A 21,729-nucleotide genomic window follows, 5' to 3' on the forward strand; every position below is an offset into this window, starting at 1 on the left:
AGCACGTTTTTCCAGCGTGGGGGTCTTTTCCAGTTAGATGCGCCAAACCGCGATATAGACAGGGACGGAGCCGGCTAAATCGGGTGATTTTTTTCTTTTAAACACAAGCAAAAACCTTCGGATAAACGTATTTCGTTGAAGCCTTTCCTTGACGAAGTTTGCCCTTTTCTCATGGTATATGATACCAAGGGTTTCCTGTGGTGTTTCAAATGGTGATGTCTGCCTGTAAAACCGAAGGCTGAATGGTTCTTTCGTAGTATCTGCTTGCCTGACGCTTATTGCATACTTTTACCTATTTCATTCAAACTTTCCCTATACTTTAAAACCAAAAAAAGAAAAATGAAGACCATGATTTTGCTGGTGCTGCTGATCTCCAGCGCCTTTGTACACAGATTGTCCGCCCAAACTAGTAAGCCATTGAGGTTTTTGCTCGAGGGAGCATTGGAACTGGGAGGAGATGAGGTAGCCACCGTTCAATTTACCAATGGGCAATCTCAGCGAGTAAACGCGGGACAAGGAATATCCATCGGTGCGGGAGGGGAGTTTGCAGTGCCCGGTTTGGAGTCACTACGGTTGCGATCCAGTGTCGGAATAAAGTATGTGACTTCTGCCGCAGATAACGTACACATTCGGCTGACGAGGATTCCAATACGCGTGAGTGGAAATTATGTATTTAATGAAACCTGGCGTACGGGAGTTGGAATGGCATTTCACCAAAACATTCGATTCAATTCTGGGGGATTGGGAGGCAACTTTTCACTTGGAAATGCCTCGGGGCCGTTCTTTGAATTCGCGTATAAGTCGATAGGCCTTTCCTATACCATCATGAGTTATCAAGATGAAATGGCAAATGTATATGCAGCCAATGCCATTGGTTTGATCATCTCGGGATCATTTCCCCGAAGGAGGTAGTTATATTTCAAAAAATTGGGTTATAAGTAGATCATCCATTGCAGAATAACTTGCTGCAATGGATGATTACTTCGGTTTACGAGTAGATTTTTTTCGACTATCTTCGGGCACCTCCACCTGTAATGGCTCCCGATGGCTGGCCAGTATTTTTCTATTTGTATCGTCAAATAAGATGCTCGTGTAGTATAGCGGTAAGGAAAAATCGCCATTTTCACGCATGATACCATATTTTTCGTTTTGTCGGATTAAGATCCGGTCGAATTCTTCCCGTCGGAGCTCGTCAAATACCGGTGCAGTTATTTCTACACCCATGGGGTTTACCAGACCATATTTTCCATTCTTCTCTGTCAGGTAATAGTTGTCAGTCGTTAGGCTTATCCGGTCGTAGAATTGAGGTAGCAGTTCCTTCCCTTCCTTATCTATCAGGTTCGCTTTTCCGCCTTGGTAGACGATGGCCATCCCCCTGAAAAAATCCCCCGTTTTATCGTAGCGATGGGGAATGACAATGTCCCCGTTTAAGTTGACGAAGCCCCAGGAAAAGCCGCTCATGGTGGCTGCCAACCCCTCGGAAAACTGTTTTACATCATCGAATTGAGCTGGAATAACTACTTGGCCGGTTGAATTCACGTATCCATATTTACCACCTATCCATGCGCCATACAGTCCTTGGTTTCCCGGAAGGAGGCGGCTGATATTTGCGGCGGGCTGCACTTCCCATTTGCCGGCAGGACTCAGCAGTCCAATCTTCTGGTCCCTAAAGTATACGTTGTAATAGCCTCGCTCTGTAATTTTTACCTCTGTCATGCCCACGATATCCAATAGGATGCCGTCCTTCCTCATGATCCGCCTCAATTTCCCGTGGATATATTCCAACAGGGCACCATCTTCCATGGTGATGCGATGGTAGCTGGTATATTTGATGTCTGCGGTGTTTGTTTGTGCTTTAATAAGCATGTATTGATTGCCATCGTGGGCAAAAAAATGATTGTCGCCCAAGAAAGCTAATGTATCAATGATGGGGTCGAGTATGTACTCTCCATCCCGGTTGATGAGCCCATAGCCTGTGGGTTCTTTCGAAATGATCACATCTCCAGAAACATCCGTTAGCTCCAAAAACATCCGGTCAGGTTCAGGAGAAAATGGCAATAGATAACCCTGTGGTGTTTTGGCGATCAACTGTCCATTGCGCGCTAATCGGGCAGATTCATAGGGGCCGAAAGTTTGGGTTTGCTTGGTGCCTCGGTCATATACGTAAAACATTGGACCTTTTTTGCCAAGTAGTAGATTGAAGTAGGACTCAATATGGTCAAACTCAGGCTGGAATACCATATCGCCGTATTCGTGAAGCGCCCCGAGCTTTTCTCCTTTCGAAACGATCACCCATGGCTCGAGAAATTGGTGCAGTTTGGTATCCTTTATCGTAAAGAATGTTTCATACTCCTGACTTAGTAAGCTTACGTTGTTGTTTAGTGTGTTAATTCGTAAGGAATTGCCCAAATAGCTCAGGTTTCCGTTCTCAATTTTTCGCAGTAAATTGTAATCGTTGTCATAGACTTCCCAGGTCTGGCCTTGGGCAGCAAATTCAACAATCAGGCTTAGAATGCAGGAAAGAAACAAGGGAAGCACTAACTGGATCTTCATAGGATACGCACACGTTATCGAGGTGGGTAAAAATAGAGAATTCGTCCGTCTTTACAAGCTTTGCGTAGCCCGTATCCGGAAAAAATACAAATATGGTCCATAAAGGAAATGAAAGGAGGGATGGCCTACCGGTTTTCGGGTTCACTACGTTTTTCCAAGTCGAACAGGTCGGTGATTAGGTCTATCATCCCCTCTGCTTGGTCACGTTGACAGGCTGCTCGTAGTTGAACCACCGGAATTTTGATGATCTTTTGCATCATGCTTTTGGTGATTTTGTCAATAGTAGCATACTCTTTTGGATTAGCATTTTTCAAATGCCGCTCCAGTTCTTCCTGCCTGATTTGCTCCAAGGCGTTTTTAAGCTTATTGATGGTTGGAGATACCATCATCTCCTTTTTCCAGTTATAAAACTCGGCGATGCTCTCGGAGATAATTGTTTCCACGGTCGGGATTGAAGCGATTCTTTTCTCTAAGGTTTCGCTAGCTTTACTCTTGATATTGTCTACGTTGTAAAGCAAGGCCCCAGGCACATCCTCTATGGAGGTATCAATACTTCTAGGCACAGAAAGGTCAACAAACAGCTTGTAGCTCTTAATGTCCAATCCCTTTACGAATCCTTTTGTAATAAAGGGTTCCGACTTCATGATGGAGGAAACCACCACGTCTGCCTCTTCCATCGCCTTGTAGACATCTTCAAAGGGAATCACATGAAATCCGTAGGATTCTCCCAATTCCTTGGCTTTGTCGTAGGTTCGGTTGGCAACCGTTACAACCGCCGTGGGGATGTGCACCATATTTTTAGCCACATCTTCTCCGATCTCACCTAGCCCGATAAGCAAAATGCGCGGATTCAGGGTATTCGAGGTAAGTTCCTCGATTAATTCAACCGCAGCATAAGAAACCGAAGCGGCCCCGTCTCGGAAAGCAGTCTCCTGCACTACCCGTTTGTTGGTGAAAAAGATGGTGTGCATCAACCGGTGTAAAAATGGGCCCGCCATCTCCAAGTCTGCAGAGGTTTGATACGCCCGCTTTACTTGGTTAGCAATTTGCATGTCGCCAATTACCTGCGCTTCCAAGCCCATCGCCACCCGAAACAGGTGATTGATAGCGTCTCTGTCGTCGTTGAAAATTTCGAAATATTGTAAATAGGAAACAGGATTGGCCAATCCTCGTTCTACTCCCATCAACTTGATGATCTCAATGGAAAGGTCTAGTTCATGAGAATAGTAAATTTCCGTGCGATTACACGTAGAAAGGATCAGCGTATCCGTCACACTAAAGAATTCCTTCAGTTTGACCAGCAATTCTCTTGAGGAACCGTCATCTAAAGATAAAAGCTCCCTAGTTTCCACAGGTGCACTTTTATAGGATAAACTTAACGCTCGAAACTTATTTTGCATGCTTGCTACCGATCTTATCGGCAAATTTATCACAGAATTAGGACGAAATAAACTAATAGCGTGTTTGGTGATTAATTTAGAAAATGTCTAAATAACTCACGCGGGTTCGACTTTCAGATTAGACTATGGGAAATATAAGCCTAAATGTTGTAAAAAAATTCCCTATTATGTAAATTTACCCATACTGTCGATCATGTATAATGAAACGAATCGTTTTTCGCTTTTTTAAATTGTATTTCGGCTTTTCAAGAAGGGAATCTAGGGGGTTTTTGATGGTGTTTCCCGTTCTTGTTTTTTTATATTTTATGCCTAATCTGTTGGGGAGGTTTGTTCAAGGCGCGGAAAAAGCACGATACAATCGCATTATTTTAGAGGCCGAAGATATAGCAGATAAACTTCAAGCAGAGCAAGGCGAGTCAATTGCTGTCGGAGGGGTCGCTTCCGTTGCCGTGAAGAGCACCATCCTGACGCAAGATACCTCTCGGGAAAATAGTAGACAACTCACTAGGCGGCGTGTTCCGGAACTCAATAGGGTGGCATTTCACGATGCCGATTCGGTCCTTTTGCAGGCAGTGGCCGGGGTGGGGCCTGTAATTTCTTCCCGTATCGTAAAATACAGAGATCGCTTGGGTGGGTTTTACGAGGCAGGGCAATTACTCGAGGTATATGGCATGACGGAGGACTTGGCCGGAAAAGTATACGACATGTTTCCTTTTACTCCTTCAGTTCGGAAGAAACTGGCTATCAATCAAATGACCGCCAAGGAGCTAGGACAACACCCTTATATAGGGGCGAGTGAAGCAAAAGTAATATATGCCTATCGAAATCAGCATGGTCGTTTTGCCAAGCCGGAAGACTTGCTCAACATCAAGATTTTTACCGAGGAATGGCTGAACAGACTAGCGCCCTATCTTGAGTTTTAGTTTTTTTTGTGGGTTTACGGTCGGATATTTGTTGCATGGATGGATTAACAGGAGCCGCTTTTCCCGTATTGAACCTCCCTGCTGCCGAGCTATCAATTGTTGAGTCAGAGGGGAAGAGGTATGTGTTCGACCCCATCCGTAAAAAAGAACTGGTATTGACTCCTGAGGAATGGGTACGGCAACACTTGATTTATTTTCTGATAGAGGTTATGCGCTATCCCAAAAGCCTGTTTGTGTTAGAGCGGGGCCTTATGTACAATCAACTTGCAAAACGATTGGATATTCTCGTGGTAGATCGTGCAGGAAAGCCCTTTTTGATCATCGAATGCAAAGCACCGGAGGTCACTTTGTCTCAAAGGACGTTGGAGCAGGTTTGTACATATAATCAACGTATACAAGCTAAATATATCGCTGTGTCAAACGGGTTAAAGCATGTGGTGCTTGGCTTTTCCAGTCAATCACAGACCTACATCCCGATGAAAACATTCCCTGAATTTGGCGCTTAACCTTGAAAATCGGTTAAAATAGCGTGCTTAAAGGATGATATTGATCATAGATTTTGGTATATTTAGCCATTCTAAAAACAGAATAGCCAGTAATGACAGTAAAAACCAAAAACGTTCCGTGTGAACTTTGCTTGAGTAGGAAATTTTCCATGTTTGCTGGATTGTCAGACGAGCATTTGTGCAGCCTTTCCGATGCAAAGAACTTTATCTCTCACAAAAAGGGGCAAATATTATACTACGAAGGCACCAAACCACTTGGAGTCTTCTGTGTGAATAGCGGTGTGGTGAAGATATTCAAGACAGCATCTAACGGCAAGGAACAGATTATCCGACTTGCTCAAAAAGGTGATTTTGTTGGATATACCTCACTGATTGGGGAGGATGTGTATTCCACTACGGCGACCATCGTAGAAGATGCCCAAATATGTTTTGTGCCGAAGGAAACCTTTTTAAAGGTGATGTCTGAGGACGTGGAGTTTCACAGACGAATTACCCAAGCGCTTTGTAAGGATCTCGGTGTGATGGAGGTCAAATTGACCGATGCGACTCAAAAAACCATCCGTGAGCGATTGGCAATGACTCTGCTGAAACTGGGGGATTCCTACGGAGTGGACGGGGCAGAGAGTCAGCGTATTAATATAGTGCTGACCAGAGAAGAAATCGCCGGCATCGTCGGAACGGCCACTGAAACGGTAATCCGGCTCCTATCGGAATTCAAGAAAGACGAGCTTATTGAGTTTCAAGGAAAAAAAATAGTCATTTTGGACAAAAAAGGACTCGCAAGGCTATCTGATTTTTACGGCTAAGGAGGAGAGCATTTATGGCTTCTCACTTAGCTGAGTGATGGGGGTCAGGGTAAGTTTTTTAAACTCCACTTCCGCACCTTCCGCCTGTACGGCAATTTGGCCTTGGGTTGCGGTTGCATTGAAACCGTGGTTTACCAGGTCGCCGTTCAGCCAGACCTTTACTTCATCTTCGAGACACTCGATAATCATCTTGTTCCATTTTCCAAGGGGTTTTTCCGATCCGTCGGTTAGATTCAAGATGCGTCTGTTCTGACCCTCAATGACGCCCCACTTTTCTTTCGGGCCTCTCCTTGCCTCCATATCAGGCACTTCGATGTTTTCCACTATACACCAAAAATCCCCCGCATTTTCATGCATCATTTGAACTTCAATGGATTTAGGAAACATTTTGTAGAGGGATCTGGGAGTAGAGGCATGAACCAATATACCGCAATTTCCCGGCTCCCCAGGGAAGCGGTAGGTTGCTTCAATTCGGTAGTTCTTATAAGACTCGTCCGTTATTAGGTGTCCTTGTGGGGTTCCCAGCGAAACCAACTTTTTGCCTCGAACGATAAAAGGAATGACACCTTCCGGGTTGTCATCAAGATCGGGTACATCGATGTGCCAACCTTCCAGATTTTTTCCATTGAAAAGGGAAATTGTTTGAGAAGTGACTGCATGAGACACAAAAGCGAAAAACAGAAATAGAGCGGTGCTATAAGTTCGTACCATAGGTATTGGGACTATTTTCTTGACAAATTAACTAAAAAAGGCTAAAATTTTCGCATAGTTGGGTCAATTGCGCTGGATTTTGAAAAATCACCTTTTATCTACAGGGTTTAATGGATGACAAAAGTCATGTTTTGATCCGTCGAATGTCACAAGGCAAATGAGATTCCCACTTTAGCTTTGTAGAAAAACAATCAGGATATGCAAGCCAAAGCTATACTCGCAGACAACTTTGCCGTACCGGAGGAAATTCTTCAGACATTTTATGGGAAGAAGGTTCCTGAGGGCTTTGAGAAATGGCTGGAGCTTGGCTTTGGGAAAGTGGAAATGAGTGACAAGACCGAACCTACGCTTTTCCTGGCCCATTTGCCCGCGGTATTAGACTGGCTGCATGGATTGGATTTGCCGCGGGCGATTGAAAATGAACCCTGTAACATTCCCGTGTTGCTGTACGACAAAGAGCTAGTTTTTGACAGGCTTTTATTCCATTACGACGGAACGCCCGCCTCAGCCCGCCTCATAAAAAATTTCCTGAACTTTTTTTCAAACACCATCAAACATAGCAAGGCAACCATCATTTCGCCCAGTTTTATTCCAAAGTCAAAAATGAAGGAAGAGCAAGAAATCATTCAGCACGTGGTCCAAAACACCGCCGAGGCATCTTTCATTAAATTTAATTTTTGTCGGATAGGTGATTTTTGGTCCTATGCGGTCAAGCACGAATGTACGCTGCTGGTAACCACCAAGAGTTACCAAAGTGATCTGGCAAAGGTGCTCTTCCACTTTTACCGAGGGGGCATGTGGTATGACCGGCTTTCTTTTTATTTAGCACCTTAAATAGTTGATTACATGATTTTTGTCATGTTTTTCCTAACCCAGCTTGGTTAAATTGCTGCTATATGTCCCGAAAGTCTAAAATAGATACCACAGATTCCATTAAAACCTGCTACCACTGCGGCGATACCTGCAAGGAGGAGCTTGTCCAGTACCATGACAAGGACTTTTGTTGTACCGGTTGTCGCCTAGTGTATGAAGTGCTCAATGAAAACGATTTGTGCAACTATTACGATCTAGAGGCAGCACCCGGAGGTTCACAGCGCAACGTGCAGCGGCGGGACGATCGATTCGACTATCTGACTGACGTAGATGTAAACCGAAAATTGCTGGACTTTCTAAATGCAGAGGAAAGTCACGTTACCTTTTTCGTGCCATTGATCCATTGCGCGTCGTGTATTTGGTTGCTGGAGAATCTACACAAGCTGCATGATGGCGTGGTTTCTGGGAGGGTGGATTTTCTGCGAAAGAAGGTTCAGGTCAAGTTTCGCCACGATAAGCTTAGTCTCAGAGATTTGGTGTTGTTGCTTTCCCGAATTGGGTACGAACCTAGTATCAATCTTTCCGATATCGATAAGAAGGAAGTACGGACGACTGACCGAAGGCTGGTTTATAAGCTGGCAGTAGCCGGTTTCTGTTTCGGAAACATGATGTTTTTCAGTTTGCCGGAGTATTTTTCCGAAGCGGAGCTTCTCGGAGACGGCTTTAAAGGCCTTTTTAGCTACCTTAATGTATTGTTGGCGCTTCCTGTATTCTTCTATTCGGCCTCAGACTACTACCGGTCCGCTTGGTATGCCCTCAAAAATCGTGTGGTAAATATGGACGTCCCCATCGTATTGGGGATCATTGCGCTCTTTTTCTTTAGCCTTTACGAAATTTTTGTATCGGGAAATGAAGGATACCTGGATACCTTAGGTGGGTTGTTGTTTTTTCTTCTTCTTGGAAAGCTTTACCAGCAAAAGACCTATGATACGTTGTCCTTTGACCGGGATTACAAATCCTACTTTCCAATCGCAGTCACCAGATTGAAGCAAGATAGAGAAGAAGTGATTCCGTTAACTAAGTTGGAAGTAGGTGATCGTATCCGGGTGCGGCACGAAGAACTTATCCCGGCCGACAGCATCTTGATAGAAGGACAGGCCCACATAGACTATAGCTTTGTGACGGGGGAGGAAGTGCCTGTTGTGAAACGTCCCGGGGAGTTGGTTTATGCCGGAGGTAGGCAAAAAGGTTCTTCCGTCACGTTGACCGTTCAAAAATCGCCGTCCCAGGGATACCTTACGGACCTTTGGAACAACAAAGCCTTTGACAAAAAAAAGACAGACTCCTTAGAGACACTTGCCAATCGAATCAGTGGGAAATTTACTTTCACCATTTTGGCGATTGCCTTTGCGGGATTGGCCTATTGGGGTGTAAGCGATTTGGCATTCGGCGTGAAGGTCTTCACCTCGGTGTTGATCATTGCTTGCCCTTGTGCCTTGGCCATGTCCACACCCTTTACCCTGGGCAACACGCTTCGGATTTTTGGGGCTGGCAAGCTCTACCTTAAAAATGCCCATGTCATCGAACGCATGGCAGAAGTAGATACCGTCGTTTTTGACAAAACAGGCACACTCACAGATCCGGCGCGGGCAAGCATTCGCTACGAGGGTGAGCCCCTCAGCGCAGATACCAAGGCCATCGTGAAATCATTGGTGGCTAGATCCATTCACCCCCTCAGCAATCGCATCAATGCTTGGCTGGAGGGCGTAGAGGAAGCTAGCGTTGCCGATGTGGAAGAACTAAAAGGCAAAGGGCTTCGGGGTGTTTATTCTGGTCAAGAGGTTCGGTTGGGATCTGCTGAGTTTTGTGGGGTAGAATCCTTCCCTGCAGAGGAGGGAAACCAGGTTTTTTTGTCCGTAGAAGGACTACAGTTGGGCGTATTTCTGATCAAGAGTGGACTCCGAGAGGGAATCGATAAAACGATTCGCGCTCTAGGGGAGGATAAAGTGATTCATATTCTCTCCGGGGATCAAGGTCATGAGCGTGGTAACCTACAGCGGGTTTTTGGCGACCGGGTCATAATGAACTTTGATCAAAGTCCGGCGCAGAAGCTGGCATATATCCGGTCACTGAGTGTGAAGGGGCGGAAGACACTGATGGTGGGCGACGGTCTCAACGATGCCGGAGCACTGAAGGAGGCCCATGTGGGTGTGGCACTTACGGCCAAAGCGACTGGATTCACGCCTGCGAGCGACGGTATCATGGATGCAGATACGATTACTAGGTTGCCTGACTACTTAGGTTTTGCAGGGGTCAGTCGACGCATTGTGAAGGCTAGTTTTGGGCTTTCTTTTGCGTACAATGTGGTAGGGGTTTCTTTTGCTGTGCAGGGATTGGTAAGTCCGGTTTTTTGTGCAGTATTGATGCCACTAAGTAGCATTTCCGTGGTGGTATTTACCACATTGGCGACCAATTACATGGCACATAGAAAAGGTATTAAAAATAAGTTCGGTTGATTATGGAAGTAATATTTGTATTGATTGGCATTAGTTTGATCATGGCGTCGGGGTTTCTGTTTTTGTTTATCCGTGCAATGAGAAGTGGACAGTATGACGACAATTACACCCCGTCTATCCGGATGCTGTTTGATCAAAAAGTAAAAAAAGAAGAGGAAAAAAAAGTACCATCAACTAAATCAAAGTAAAAAATGTCAGGAACTACACTGGAACGGTTTAATTACGACAACAAGATCGTAAAATATTTCGGCGCCGCGACCATTATTTGGGGGCTAGCCGGGATGCTGATCGGGGTGCTTGCAGCTACTCAGCTGTTTCTACCCGAAGCGAATTTGGGCAATCCCTACACCACCTTTGGTAGGATTCGGCCCCTGCACACCAATGCGGTGATCTTTGCATTCGTCGGGAATGCGATTTTTGCCGGCATTTATTATTCCATGCCCCGCCTTCTCAAGGCGCCTATGTGGAATAAAACCCTTAGCTGGATCCACTTCTGGGGATGGCAGGCGATCATTCTATCTGCGGTGATTACACTTCCCTTGGGGCTTACCAGTTCGAAGGAATATGCGGAACTAGAGTGGCCTATCGATATTGCCATCGCTGTGATATGGGTGGCATTCGGTGCCAACATGATCGGGACGTTGATCAAGCGGCGTGAAAAACACATGTATGTGGCTATCTGGTTTTATCTGGCCTCCTTTGTGACGGTAGCGGTACTGCATATTTTTAATTCTCTGGCTTTACCAGTGTCCTTTTTCAAGAGTTATTCCGCCTATGCGGGTGTACAGGATGCGTTGGTACAGTGGTGGTATGGACACAATGCGGTGGCATTTTTCCTTACCACTCCCTTTCTTGGTTTGATGTATTATTACCTTCCAAAGGCAGCCAATCGTCCGGTGTTTTCTTACAAGCTGTCGATTGTTCACTTTTGGTCCCTGATATTCATTTATATCTGGGCCGGACCCCACCACCTGCTATATACAGCGCTTCCTGAGTGGGCGCAGGTTTTGGGTGTTGCTTTTTCGATTATGCTGATAGCGCCCTCTTGGGGTGGTATGGTGAATGGTCTGCTTACCCTCCGTGGTGCCTGGGATAAGGTGCGGGTAGACCCAGTGCTGAAGTTTATGGTGGTAGCAGTCACTGCGTATGGTATGGCGACCTTCGAAGGACCTATGCTGTCGCTGAAAAACGTGAACGCCATTGCCCACTATACTGACTGGATCGTTGCCCACGTGCATATCGGTGGCTTGGGCTGGAATGGATTTCTGACCTTTTCCATGCTGTATTGGTTGTGGCCTAGGATGTGGAAAACGAACCTTTACTCCACTAAACTGGCAAACACTCACTTTTGGATTGGAACCTTGGGAATTTTGTTTTACGCACTACCCATGTATGTGGCGGCACTAACCCAAAGCTTGATGTGGAAAGAATTCAGTGAAGCCGGCAGATTGGCCTACCCCAACTTTTTGGAGACGGTCATTCAGATTGTTCCCATGTATATATTACGAGCTTTTGGCGGGTTATTATACCTCTCCGGGGCGATCTTGATGGTTTACAATTTGGTAAAGACCGCCAAGCAAGGATCCTTTCAGGAGGAAGAAGCAGACGAAGCTCCTGCACTTGAAAAGCACGTCAGTCAGGGAGGTGAGTTTTGGCACCGGGCATGGGAAAGAAAGCCCGTATTCTTTACCGTCTTAGCTACCGTAGCCATTCTCATCGGTGGAGTAGTTGAGATTGTTCCGACCATACTTGTGAAGTCCAATATACCTACCATCAGCAGCGTGCAGCCGTATTCTCCACTGGAATTGCAGGGCAGAGATTTGTACATCTCTCATGGATGTGTGGGCTGTCACTCGCAGATGATTCGTCCTTTTAGGTCTGAAACAGAGCGGTATGGGGAATATTCCAAAGCTGGTGAGTTCGTTTACGACCGACCATTCTTGTGGGGTTCCAAACGAACCGGTCCAGATCTTCACCGTGTAGGAGGCAAGTATCCGGATAGCTGGCATTACCACCACATGGTAGATCCGAGAAGCATGTCTCCGGGGTCCCTGATGCCACCTTACCCTTGGTTGGCTTCAAACACCATGTCTCACAACGACCTTCCGGCAAAGATCCGTACCATGCAAAAGCTAGGTGTGCCTTATCCGGAAGGATATGACCAAACGGCAATTGAAGACTTAAAGACCCAAGCGGATCAGATTGTGGCCAACCTCAAGGAATCTGGTGTTGAAGTGTCTCCTGACTCGGAAATGGTGGCGTTGATTGCTTACCTACAGCGATTGGGGACCGACATCAAAAAATCCACCGCTTCGAACCCTTAACCATCCAAAACCATGCATAAAGAGATATTAAGATCCATAGAAGATATAGAGATCTACCCCATTATTTCCCTGCTCATTTTCGTCCTTTTCTTCGTAGGCATGTTTATTTGGGTGATCAGGGTAGACAAGACGTATGTGAACGAAATGAAAAGCATGCCATTTAACGACGAACCAAAAAATGAATCCAGCCATGAAAATGTTTAGGTCTTTAATGCTGTTAGTAGCCGGGTTGTTCACAGGCATACCGGCATTTGCTCAGGAGTCGGAGATTTCCTTTGTGAAGGAGTTTGCATCCATGAGTAGTAGCGAAACAACGCTGTTAATCGTCATGGGGGTAATATTATTGGTAATTGTGATTCTAATGATTCTCCTAATTTACCTCGTTACCTTTTTGAAGCAGGTCCTACAGCTAGACAATCCCGCATTAGCGGCGGAGCCAAGCTGGTGGGAGCAGTTTAACGAGCGGTATGTAACCGGAAAAGTAAAACCTATCGAGGAGGAGAAAAATCTGATGTTGGACCACAGTTACGATGGGATCGTGGAGCTTGATAATTTTATGCCGCCGTGGTTGAAATACCTCTTTTACGTTACCATTGTGTTTGGGGTTGTTTACGTGCTTAACTATTCGGTGTTTGGAATTGGAAAAACCCAAATAGAAGAGTACGAACAGGAACTCTATGTGGCCCAGTTGGAGGCAGAAGCCCGGCAAGCGTTAGCGGTTTCGGTCATTGACGAGACCAACGTGCAATTCGATGCAACAGGCCCTTCGTTAAAGGCTGGTCAAACGATCTACGAAAACAACTGCGTGGCCTGCCATGCAATTGACGGAGGAGGTGGTGTAGGCCCTAACTTGACCGATGAATACTGGATTCATGGCGGAAGTATAGAAGATGTCTTTAAGGTGGTCAAATATGGTGTGATTGAAAAGGGAATGATTCCGTGGCAGGATCAGTTGAGCCCCGAGGAGATGCAGCAGGTTTCCAGCTATATCCTAACCTTGGTAGGGACTACGCCGGCTAACCCTAAAGCGCCACAGGGAGATAAATACGAACAAAAGATTGAAGAACCCATAGATGCCTTGACAGAAGATGAACTGGGCGTTGAGGAGGTTTAACGTTAACCGACGTTACCGGGAATTTACACCCGGTAACGTCCTTTGCCTGAGGGCAGCAAGAGATGAGCAAAAACAATCCGCATATTCAGCCAGATAAATTCAGGGATGCACTGGCCACAGTTCAGGAAGACGGGAAGCGAAATTGGATTTACCCTAAGAAAGTTACGGGTAAATACTACCGCTGGCGAACCTATCTTTCGTGGGTGCTGCTGGGCATTTTATTTGCCGGGCCTTTCATTCATGTGAACGGTAGACCTTGGTTGTTGTTTAATATCTTTGAGCGGAAATTCATTATTTTCGGCGCTGTCTTTTGGCCGCAGGACACGTATTTGCTTATTTTCCTGTTGCTGATTTTTGTGTTGTTTATCATCTTGTTTACCGTAGTGTACGGACGGGTGTTTTGCGGCTGGGCATGTCCTCAGACGCTCTTTATGGAAATGGTTTTTCGAAAAATCGAATATTGGATCGAAGGAGACGCCAATCAACAACGAAAGCTGAATGCGATGCCCTGGAACGGGGAAAAGATTCGGAAGAAAGGCGTGAAGATGGCGATTTTTGTTCTAATATCCTTGGTGATTTCCCACACGGTGATGGCTTACCTGATCGGAATAGACCGCGTAAAGGAGATCGTCAGTCAATCTCCTACCGAAAACATGGCGGGCTTTATCGGGCTGATGGCGTTTACCGGAATATTCCTGTTCGTGTTTTCCTGGTTTAGAGAGCAGGCCTGTTTGGTCGTTTGTCCTTATGGACGTTTACAGGGAGTTTTGTTGGATAACAACTCCATCAATGTGGCGTATGACTACGTGAGGGGAGAGCCGAGGGGTATGATTCGGAAGAATGTGAGTTCCGAGGCCCCACCGCTAGGAGATTGCATTGACTGTACCCTCTGTGTGCAGGTATGCCCCACGGGCATCGATATTCGAAACGGTGTGCAGATGGAGTGTGTGAATTGCACGGCCTGCATAGATGTGTGCGATGAGGTGATGGAAAAAGTGGATCGCCCCAAGGGCTTGATCCGGTATGCTTCTGAGACGAGCATCAAGGAAGGATTTCAAAAGTTGATAACTTCCAGGGTGAAGGGTTACACGGTGATACTTGTTTTATTGGTAGCTGCGTTCATTGGATTGTTGACCACCCGTACAGATTTGGAGGCAACGGTGACGCGTTTCAGAGGGATGACCTATCAGGAAAGAGAAGGTGGGGTGGTTAGCAATCTGTACGAAGTGACTTTTATCAATAAGACATTTGATAGACAGCAGGTCGCATTGGTGCCCGCGGATGAAGCATTTCAGGTAGAGGTAGTCGGTGATACGAATTGGAATCTTGAGGGGCAAACCAAGTTTGAGGGAAGGTTTTTTGTAACCAAAACCCAGGAAGACCTCAAGGTTAATCAGGAAAACATAACCTTGTTATTATTGCAAAATGGTGAGGTGATCGATAAAATTAAGACAAGTTTTGTCGGTCCTGTAAAATAATCAGATCCGGTATCCTGCAAAGGGTTACTAGGAGCAAAAACATAAAACATACTAAATAAATGGATTGGGGAAAAGGAATCGTATTGACGTTCGTAGTATTTGCGGGGATTATTATCAGCATGGTAACCATCTGCATGAAGCAAGATGACTTGCATTTGGTAACCCAAAACTATTACGAGGAGGAAATTAGGTACCAAGAGCATATCGATAAGATGGACAATGCTACAGCACTTGGGTTAGATGCTTTTACCTTCGATGGGAAAACCAAAGCAGTAGATCTACACTTGCCGGTAGGTTCCAAAGGCGAGCTTCACCTTTTCAGGCCTTCTGATGCACGCTTGGATCAGAAATTAGCACTGGATATTGTAGATGAGCAATCGCTTTTCGTTGATTTAAAGGACCTGAAACCGGGCTATTGGCGGATAAAGCTAACCTGGTCAGCGGATGGCAAGTCGTATTTTCAGGAGGAAAAAGTAACCCTGTAGGATGATTTGGACCGCATTTCTTCTTGGTTTTCTGGGGTCTTTCCACTGCGTGGGTATGTGCGGGCCGATAGCATTGGCCGTTTCGGCCAATGACCGGAGTCGATACCTGCTAAATAAGCTTGCTTACAATGTGGGGAGAACTACAACCTATGCGGTGCTGGGTGGAGTTGTCGGATTAGTGGGTTTTTCGCTGAGTATGGCCGGATTTCAACAGTGGTTGTCGGTTTTATTGGGTGGGTTGATCATCCTGATGGCCTTTTTTTATCAGAAGTCCGAAAGATGGTTGGGTAGCGTAGGCATGTTTGGAGGTATCAATAAGCTCAAGAGTTCCTTGGCTGCCTATCTACGAAAGCGGGGTCTTTCAGCCTTTTTTGTCACCGGTCTTCTGAATGGTTTATTGCCATGTGGGATGGTATATGTCGCCTTAGCGGCTTCTTTGGCACTTCAGAGTCCCTTGCAGGGGGCAGTGTATATGATGGTATTTGGTATAGGTACCGTTCCCATACTTTTAGCCTTGATGATGTCCCAGCGAGTACTTTCAGTAAATATTCGAAAGAAGATGTATGGCTTGCTGCCGTATTTTGCTATGTTCGTAGGGATACTTTTTATCGTCAGAGGGCTGGGCTTGGGGATTCACTACATCAGTCCAAAGTTGGCCATGGGTACAGGTTCACAGGGTCAGACAGAGATGACACTGTGTGAATAAGCAGTGGTTTTTATCGTGTTCAGCGGTCAAATGGCTTTGCTAAAACCCGTGTTTTTCGTTAGCTGCATGTAAGGATCAAAGGCCATGCAGATGTTTCGGATAAAAGTGATACCCTTCTCTCTAATTTGGATTCCTTCCGCATCAAAATCCACAAGTCCTTCAGCCTGGAAATTGGTCATCGGTACCAACCAATCTTCTCGATCGAAGGGCGAATAACCTGTGGGCCAAGCAGCCTCGTGGTTACAGATTAGGGATAAGATCAACTGTTTAAGCTGTATGTCTTCCTCGGTAAGGATATGGCCTTTCACGATAGGGGACTGACCGTCGAGGACATGTTTTTTGTAGGTTTCTATATTCTTTTCATTCTGTGCATAGGCAAAAAACACATCGCTGATAGCGCTATTTCCTAGTCCGATCAGGATTTTGGACGGTTGGGTAGTATATCCCATGAAATTTCGGTGCAAAGTCTTGTTTTCTTTCGCCAGATTCAAGGGGTCGTTTGGCAGGGCAAAATGGTCCATACCGACTTCGAGGTATCCCATGTTCGAAAGAAATGCTCTTCCTGTTTCGTAGAGTGCCCGCTTCTCATTTTCCTGGGGTAGGAATCTTTCGAAGCTCCGTTGGGCGGGAAATGCCTCCGGCACATGGGCGTAGCTATAGAAAGCTATTCGGTCCGGTCTGAGTTGTTTCACTCGCTCAAAAGTTTTCTGAATGGTGTCCTGCGTTTGATGGGGGAGCCCGTAGATTAAGTCAAAATTGATGGAGTCGTAGCCGATTTCTCTCGCGGTTTGGGTTACTTCATTCACTTTTTCAAAAGGCTGAATACGATGGATGGCTTTTTGAACCTCCAGGTCAAAATCCTGGATTCCAAAACTAACCCGCGTAAACCCGACTTCGAAGAGCGCTTCCAAATGATCCCTTGTGGTGTTATTGGGGTGTCCTTCAAAGCTAAATTCGGCATGGGGCAGCACCTCTACTTGGCGGGTGATGTGCCGTATGAGAATTTTTAAGGACTCAGGAGAAAAGAACGTCGGCGTGCCACCGCCAAGGTGAATGCTCGCTAGTTTGGGTTTTGTAGGCAAAAGGGCCGTGTAGCTGTCCCATTCTTTCATCACAGAAGAGATGTAGGGGATCTCCACCGCATGATTGGCGGTAATGCGTTTGTTGCAGCCACAGTAGGTACAGAGGCTTTCACAGTAGGGCAAGTGGATGTATAGGCTGATACCCTCCTCCTCTCCAAAACGGCTGTAAGCTTCCTTAACTGCCTGACTCCAGGTGGCTTCATTGATGTCGTTTTTCCAAAATGGTACCGGAGGATAGCTCGTGTATCTGGGGGCTGGTACGTTATATTTCTTTATTAGATCGGGAGAAACGTAGGTTTGCATGGTATCTATTCCTTTGTCGACAAATTTCGGCCAAGAAACCCGATCAATTTATGACCATAGCAGCGCCTTAAGCTGATAAATATCATAAAAAGCCCGGGTTGTCCGGGCTTTCTCTGATTTACTGTAGAAACGTTTCCACCGGTGTGTGTGGCAATCCAAAGGTATCTGCTACCGCCTTGTACACCACTTCACCTTGTACAATGTTCAACCCAAAAGATAGATCTTGATGTGTACGGCAGGCTTCCTTCCATCCTCTGTCAGCCAGTTCCAATGCGTAGGGAAGGGTAGCATTTGTCAAGGCAAGCGTGGAGGTGTATGGAACCGCTCCAGGCATATTGGCCACGCAGTAGTGAAGCACGTCGTCAATCACGTAGGTGGGGTCTTCATGGGTGGTAGGTTTGCAGGTTTCGATGCATCCGCCCTGATCCACCGCTACGTCCACCAGTACCGTGCCTGGGTTCATCAAGGATAGCATATCTCTGGTAATCAGGTGGGGTGCCTTTGCCCCTGGAATCAGTACCGCGCCAATGACCAAATCCGCTGTGGGCAAAAGTCTACGGATGTTGAATTCATTCGACATCATCGTATTCACATTGGCGGGCATGATATCTGCCAGATGCCGCATTCTGGGCAGGGAGACGTCCAGTATCGTCACATCCGCCCCGAGGCCCGCCGCCATCCAGGCGGCATGGGTTCCTACGATACCTCCTCCTAAGATGAGCACTTTCGCGGGTAAGGTACCCGGGACGCCTCCCAATAAGATTCCTCGTCCACCCAATGGTTTTTCCAAATAATTAGCCCCTTTTTGAATAGCCATCCGCCCCGCGACCTCCGACATTGGTATCAGGAGGGGCAGGCTTCTGTCTGTTTTTTCCACCGTCTCATAGGCCAGGCATACGGCCTTGCTGTCAATCATCGCCCTGGTCAGGGGTTCATAGGAAGCAAAGTGAAAATAGGTGAAGAGAAGCTGTCCCGGTCGGATGAGACCATATTCCGGTTCGATCGGTTCCTTGACTTTTAAAATCATCTCTGCGACACCATACACATCTTGGATGGAGGGCATCAGGGTAGCCCCTGCCTGAACATACTGTTGATCCGAGAATCCGCTGCCCATACCAGCGGATTGCTGCACAAAAACCTCATGGCCGCGTTTGGTGAGCTCTTTGGCTCCGGCAGGTGTCAAAGCGACCCTGTTTTCGTTGTTTTTGATTTCCTGAGGAACTCCTACTTTCATTGATTCATTGATTTACGGGATGTTAGGGTTTTTTATGTAAACGTTACACAATCAAGTGAATACTCGTATATTCCACGTGAATATTTTTTCAATGTGGGATCGTGTGATTGCTACCCAAATAGAACGTTTAAATCGCATACAAGTTGTTTGACAGTTTTCACAAATCCAAATAAAATATTGTTTTTAAATATCTAATGCTGGTCAAACAGAATTTTCACACATGCTGCGTCGAAAATATTCTAATCATTAATTGGGAATAGTCGCAAATTTCAGTATTTTTGAACCAATTGGGGATTTTGTTTTCAGACGCTAACTAGTTATAAGTAGAATTTGAGATGGAAGAAACAACCACGTCATATCGGAGCGGGAAGGTGGAAATCGATCGCGGCAGAATCCTTGAGGATTACCGCTTGGCTATGCTCAGCAGGCATGCTTCCTTGATGGGAAGAAAGGAAGTATTCATGGGCAAGGCGAAATTTGGCATATTTGGGGATGGCAAAGAGTTGGCCCAAATAGCGATGGCTCGATTTTTTGAATATGGTGACTTTAGGTCTGGCTACTACCGGGACCAAACGTTCATGATGGCGATTGGAGAGTTAACCGTGGAACAGTATTTTGCGCAGATGTATGCCCACACGAGTGTAGAAAACGATCCTTCATCGGCAGGAAGACTCATGAACAGTCATTTTGCTACCAGATCACTCAATCCAGACGGCAGTTGGAAAAACTTAATGGAAATCAAAAATTCCACAGGCGATATCTCTCCTACAGCGGCACAAATGCCCCGATTGGTTGGGTTGGCCTACGCCTCTAAGCTGTATAAGGAAAATCCGGAACTTCGCCATCTTACCCAATTTTCGAAAGGTGGTAGGGAAGTGGCTTGGGGAACTATCGGCAATGCGTCTACAGCCGAGGGAATGTTTTTGGAAACGGTGAATGCCGGAGGGGTGCTGCAGGTTCCCATGATCATATCGGTTTGGGATGATGACTATGGTATTTCGGTAACCAATGAATACCAGGTGACCAAGGCAAGTATATCCGAGGCACTGGAAGGATTCAGAAGGACTTCCGACAAAGCCGGATATGAAATATTTGTAGTTCGGGGCTGGGATTACGAAGAGTTGCTCAGAACCTATGAGAAGGCTGCTGCGATTGCCAGGGAAGAGCATGTTCCCGTGTTGGTACACGTGGTCGAAATGACACAACCGCAGGGACATTCCACTTCCGGTTCCCACGAGCGGTACAAGTCTAAGGAGCGTTTGGCCTGGGAAGCGGAGTATGACTGTATGCCTCAGTTTAGGATGTATATCCTACGTAATGGCTATGCAACCGAAGAAGAACTTAACGAGATAGATCAGGAGACAAAGCGACAGGTACGCCTCAGTAAGGAAAGTGCGTGGAAGGCGTTTACCGAATCTATCGCGAAGGACCTAAATCAGGCATTGAGCTTGTTGCGCCGGGCAGCGATGCAAAGTAGTCAGCGCGATCAAGTACTTCAATTGGCCAAGGAACTTTCCAAAACCCTCAATCCGATTCGTATGGATGTAGTCAGCACGGTGAGGAGGGCATTGTGGATAATGCGAGTGGATCCCATGGAGGTTAAAGCGGAGCTTTTGGCTTGGTATAAAGAAGAGTCAACAAGAAACCAAGACAGGTACAGCAGTCACTTATACAGCGAATCATCCGAGCGAACAGAGCTTGTGGAGGTGATTGAACCTGTATACGAAGACGGTGCACCGATGGTGGATGGAAGAGAGATCTTGCAGGCCTGCTTTGACCATATGCTCACACACAATCCGCTTGTTTTTGCCATTGGAGAAGATGTAGGTAAAATCGGTGATGTGAACCAGGCATTTGCTGGTTTACAAGCCAAACATGGAGAACTAAAGGTAACAGATACCGGTATCCGGGAAATGACCATTATTGGGCAAGGCATAGGTACCGCATTGCGTGGACTGAGGCCGATCACGGAGATTCAGTACCTAGATTACTTGGTATATGCGCTCAATACCCTCACTGACGACTTAGCCAGCCTACATTACCGTACGAAAGGGGGGCAAAAGGCACCTTTGATTATTCGTACCCGCGGACATAGGCTGGAGGGTGTCTGGCATTCGGGTTCGCCCATTAGCATGATTTTAGGTTCCTTGAGAGGTATTTTACTCTGTGTACCCCGCAATATGACCCAGGCGGCGGGCATGTACAATACCCTGTTGAAAGGCGATGAACCGGCTATCATGATTGAAGTACTGAATGGTTACCGGATGAAGGAGAAGATGCCGGTGAACGTGGGAGAGTTTACGGTTCCTATTGGACAGGCTGAAATTTTGAGGGAAGGGAGGGACATCACGCTCGTTACCTACGGTGCCATGTGCCGAATCGTCTTGGATGCTGCGGATTTATTGGAGGGCATGGGTATTTCCTTGGAGGTGGTAGATGTGCAGACACTTCTTCCCTTTGACAGAGGACAAGTAATCGGAAAATCCATTGCGAAAACCAATAGGGTGATCTTTGCAGACGAGGACGTTCCGGGAGGTGCCTCTGCGTATATGATGCAGCAGGTATTTGAGGAGCAGCAGGCGTATTTTTCATTGGATTCCCAACCGGTTACCATTGCGGCCAAGGATCATCGACCCGCGTATTCCTCCGACGGGGATTACTTTTCGAAGCCCAGTGTGGACGATGTGGTGGAGGCAGCCTACGCGATGATGCACGAAGCTGACCCACAGAAGTATCCGAGAATTTATTAGTGGTTTTGGCGCTAGGTAATGGTTC

General features: G+C 46.4%; 19 protein-coding genes. 14 read left to right on the top strand and 5 right to left on the bottom strand.

Annotated features, from left to right (window positions below):
• Positions 1 to 339 precede the first annotated feature (339 nt).
• Positions 340 to 912, top strand: a complete 573-nt coding sequence (locus JJU34_RS19020; protein ID WP_228694009.1) for a hypothetical protein — start codon at positions 340 to 342, stop codon at positions 910 to 912.
• 66 nt (positions 913 to 978) lie between these two features.
• On the opposite strand, the gene JJU34_RS19025 is transcribed toward JJU34_RS19020, so the two are convergent.
• Entirely contained in the window at positions 979 to 2,553 is a 1,575-nt protein-coding gene (locus JJU34_RS19025; protein WP_228694010.1) for a WG repeat-containing protein, read from the bottom strand.
• A 125-nt stretch (positions 2,554 to 2,678) separates the two neighbouring features.
• The gene (gene hemA, locus JJU34_RS19030; protein ID WP_228694011.1) at positions 2,679 to 3,953 is read right to left on the bottom strand and encodes a glutamyl-tRNA reductase; all 1,275 of its coding nucleotides are present in this window, start codon (positions 3,951 to 3,953) and stop codon (positions 2,679 to 2,681) included.
• Between the two features lie 305 nt (positions 3,954 to 4,258).
• On the opposite strand from hemA, the gene JJU34_RS19035 reads away from it, so the two are divergent.
• The 3 genes from JJU34_RS19035 (at position 4,259) to JJU34_RS19045 (ending at position 6,188) form a co-directional block, all read left to right on the top strand.
• On the top strand, positions 4,259 to 4,876 hold the full coding sequence (locus JJU34_RS19035; RefSeq protein ID WP_228694012.1) for a helix-hairpin-helix domain-containing protein: 618 nt from the start codon (positions 4,259 to 4,261) through the stop codon (positions 4,874 to 4,876).
• A gap of 35 nt (positions 4,877 to 4,911) precedes the next feature.
• The gene (locus tag JJU34_RS19040; protein WP_228694013.1) at positions 4,912 to 5,382 is read left to right on the top strand and encodes a type I restriction enzyme HsdR N-terminal domain-containing protein; all 471 of its coding nucleotides are present in this window, start codon (positions 4,912 to 4,914) and stop codon (positions 5,380 to 5,382) included.
• Between the two features lie 92 nt (positions 5,383 to 5,474).
• The gene (locus tag JJU34_RS19045) at positions 5,475 to 6,188 is read left to right on the top strand and encodes a Crp/Fnr family transcriptional regulator (RefSeq protein WP_228694014.1); all 714 of its coding nucleotides are present in this window, start codon (positions 5,475 to 5,477) and stop codon (positions 6,186 to 6,188) included.
• A 12-nt stretch (positions 6,189 to 6,200) separates the two neighbouring features.
• Here JJU34_RS19045 and JJU34_RS19050 read toward each other — a convergent pair whose 3' ends face one another.
• Positions 6,201 to 6,899 (bottom strand): DUF1080 domain-containing protein, encoded by a 699-nt coding sequence (locus tag JJU34_RS19050; protein ID WP_228694015.1) that lies wholly within the window; start codon positions 6,897 to 6,899, stop codon positions 6,201 to 6,203.
• A gap of 198 nt (positions 6,900 to 7,097) precedes the next feature.
• On the opposite strand from JJU34_RS19050, the gene JJU34_RS19055 reads away from it, so the two are divergent.
• The 9 genes from JJU34_RS19055 to JJU34_RS19095 all read left to right on the top strand — a co-directional run bounded on the left by JJU34_RS19055 (position 7,098) and on the right by JJU34_RS19095 (position 16,335).
• Positions 7,098 to 7,733, top strand: a complete 636-nt coding sequence (locus JJU34_RS19055) for a hypothetical protein (RefSeq protein WP_228694016.1) — start codon at positions 7,098 to 7,100, stop codon at positions 7,731 to 7,733.
• Between the two features lie 62 nt (positions 7,734 to 7,795).
• A complete protein-coding gene (locus JJU34_RS19060; protein WP_228694017.1) occupies positions 7,796 to 10,228 on the top strand; it encodes a heavy metal translocating P-type ATPase metal-binding domain-containing protein in 2,433 nt (810 codons plus the stop codon).
• Between the two features lie 2 nt (positions 10,229 to 10,230).
• On the top strand, positions 10,231 to 10,416 hold the full coding sequence (ccoS, locus tag JJU34_RS19065; protein ID WP_228694018.1) for a cbb3-type cytochrome oxidase assembly protein CcoS: 186 nt from the start codon (positions 10,231 to 10,233) through the stop codon (positions 10,414 to 10,416).
• Positions 10,417 to 10,419: 3 nt separating this feature from the next.
• A complete protein-coding gene (gene ccoN, locus JJU34_RS19070; protein WP_228694019.1) occupies positions 10,420 to 12,552 on the top strand; it encodes a cytochrome-c oxidase, cbb3-type subunit I in 2,133 nt (710 codons plus the stop codon).
• A gap of 12 nt (positions 12,553 to 12,564) precedes the next feature.
• Positions 12,565 to 12,756, top strand: coding sequence for a cbb3-type cytochrome c oxidase subunit 3 (locus JJU34_RS19075; protein WP_228694020.1), 192 nt, complete (start codon positions 12,565 to 12,567; stop codon positions 12,754 to 12,756).
• Positions 12,743 to 13,666 (top strand): cbb3-type cytochrome c oxidase N-terminal domain-containing protein, encoded by a 924-nt coding sequence (locus tag JJU34_RS19080; protein WP_228694021.1) that lies wholly within the window; start codon positions 12,743 to 12,745, stop codon positions 13,664 to 13,666. The genes JJU34_RS19075 and JJU34_RS19080 overlap by 14 nt, the downstream gene beginning before the upstream one ends.
• Positions 13,667 to 13,728: 62 nt before the next feature.
• Positions 13,729 to 15,144 carry a cytochrome c oxidase accessory protein CcoG gene (ccoG, locus tag JJU34_RS19085; RefSeq protein ID WP_228694022.1) on the top strand — a complete coding sequence of 472 codons (1,416 nt, stop codon included), beginning with the start codon at positions 13,729 to 13,731 and terminating at the stop codon, positions 15,142 to 15,144.
• 59 nt (positions 15,145 to 15,203) lie between these two features.
• Positions 15,204 to 15,629 carry a FixH family protein gene (locus JJU34_RS19090; RefSeq protein WP_228694023.1) on the top strand — a complete coding sequence of 142 codons (426 nt, stop codon included), beginning with the start codon at positions 15,204 to 15,206 and terminating at the stop codon, positions 15,627 to 15,629.
• A gap of 1 nt (position 15,630) precedes the next feature.
• Positions 15,631 to 16,335 (top strand): sulfite exporter TauE/SafE family protein, encoded by a 705-nt coding sequence (locus JJU34_RS19095; protein ID WP_228694024.1) that lies wholly within the window; start codon positions 15,631 to 15,633, stop codon positions 16,333 to 16,335.
• 26 nt (positions 16,336 to 16,361) lie between these two features.
• Here JJU34_RS19095 and hemN read toward each other — a convergent pair whose 3' ends face one another.
• Positions 16,362 to 17,720, bottom strand: a complete 1,359-nt coding sequence (gene hemN, locus JJU34_RS19100; RefSeq protein ID WP_228694025.1) for an oxygen-independent coproporphyrinogen III oxidase — start codon at positions 17,718 to 17,720, stop codon at positions 16,362 to 16,364.
• 118 nt (positions 17,721 to 17,838) lie between these two features.
• A complete protein-coding gene (gene ald / locus JJU34_RS19105; RefSeq protein ID WP_228694026.1) occupies positions 17,839 to 18,954 on the bottom strand; it encodes an alanine dehydrogenase in 1,116 nt (371 codons plus the stop codon).
• A gap of 335 nt (positions 18,955 to 19,289) precedes the next feature.
• Between ald and JJU34_RS19110 the strand changes: the two genes are divergently transcribed.
• Complete coding sequence (locus JJU34_RS19110) at positions 19,290 to 21,704, top strand: alpha-ketoacid dehydrogenase subunit alpha/beta (RefSeq protein WP_228694027.1); 2,415 nt, start codon at positions 19,290 to 19,292, stop codon at positions 21,702 to 21,704.
• Positions 21,705 to 21,729: the final 25 nt, after the last annotated feature.

The organism is Lunatimonas sp. (assembly GCF_020832325.1).
In the GTDB taxonomy this organism is placed as follows: Bacteria; Bacteroidota; Bacteroidia; order Cytophagales; family Cyclobacteriaceae; genus Lunatimonas.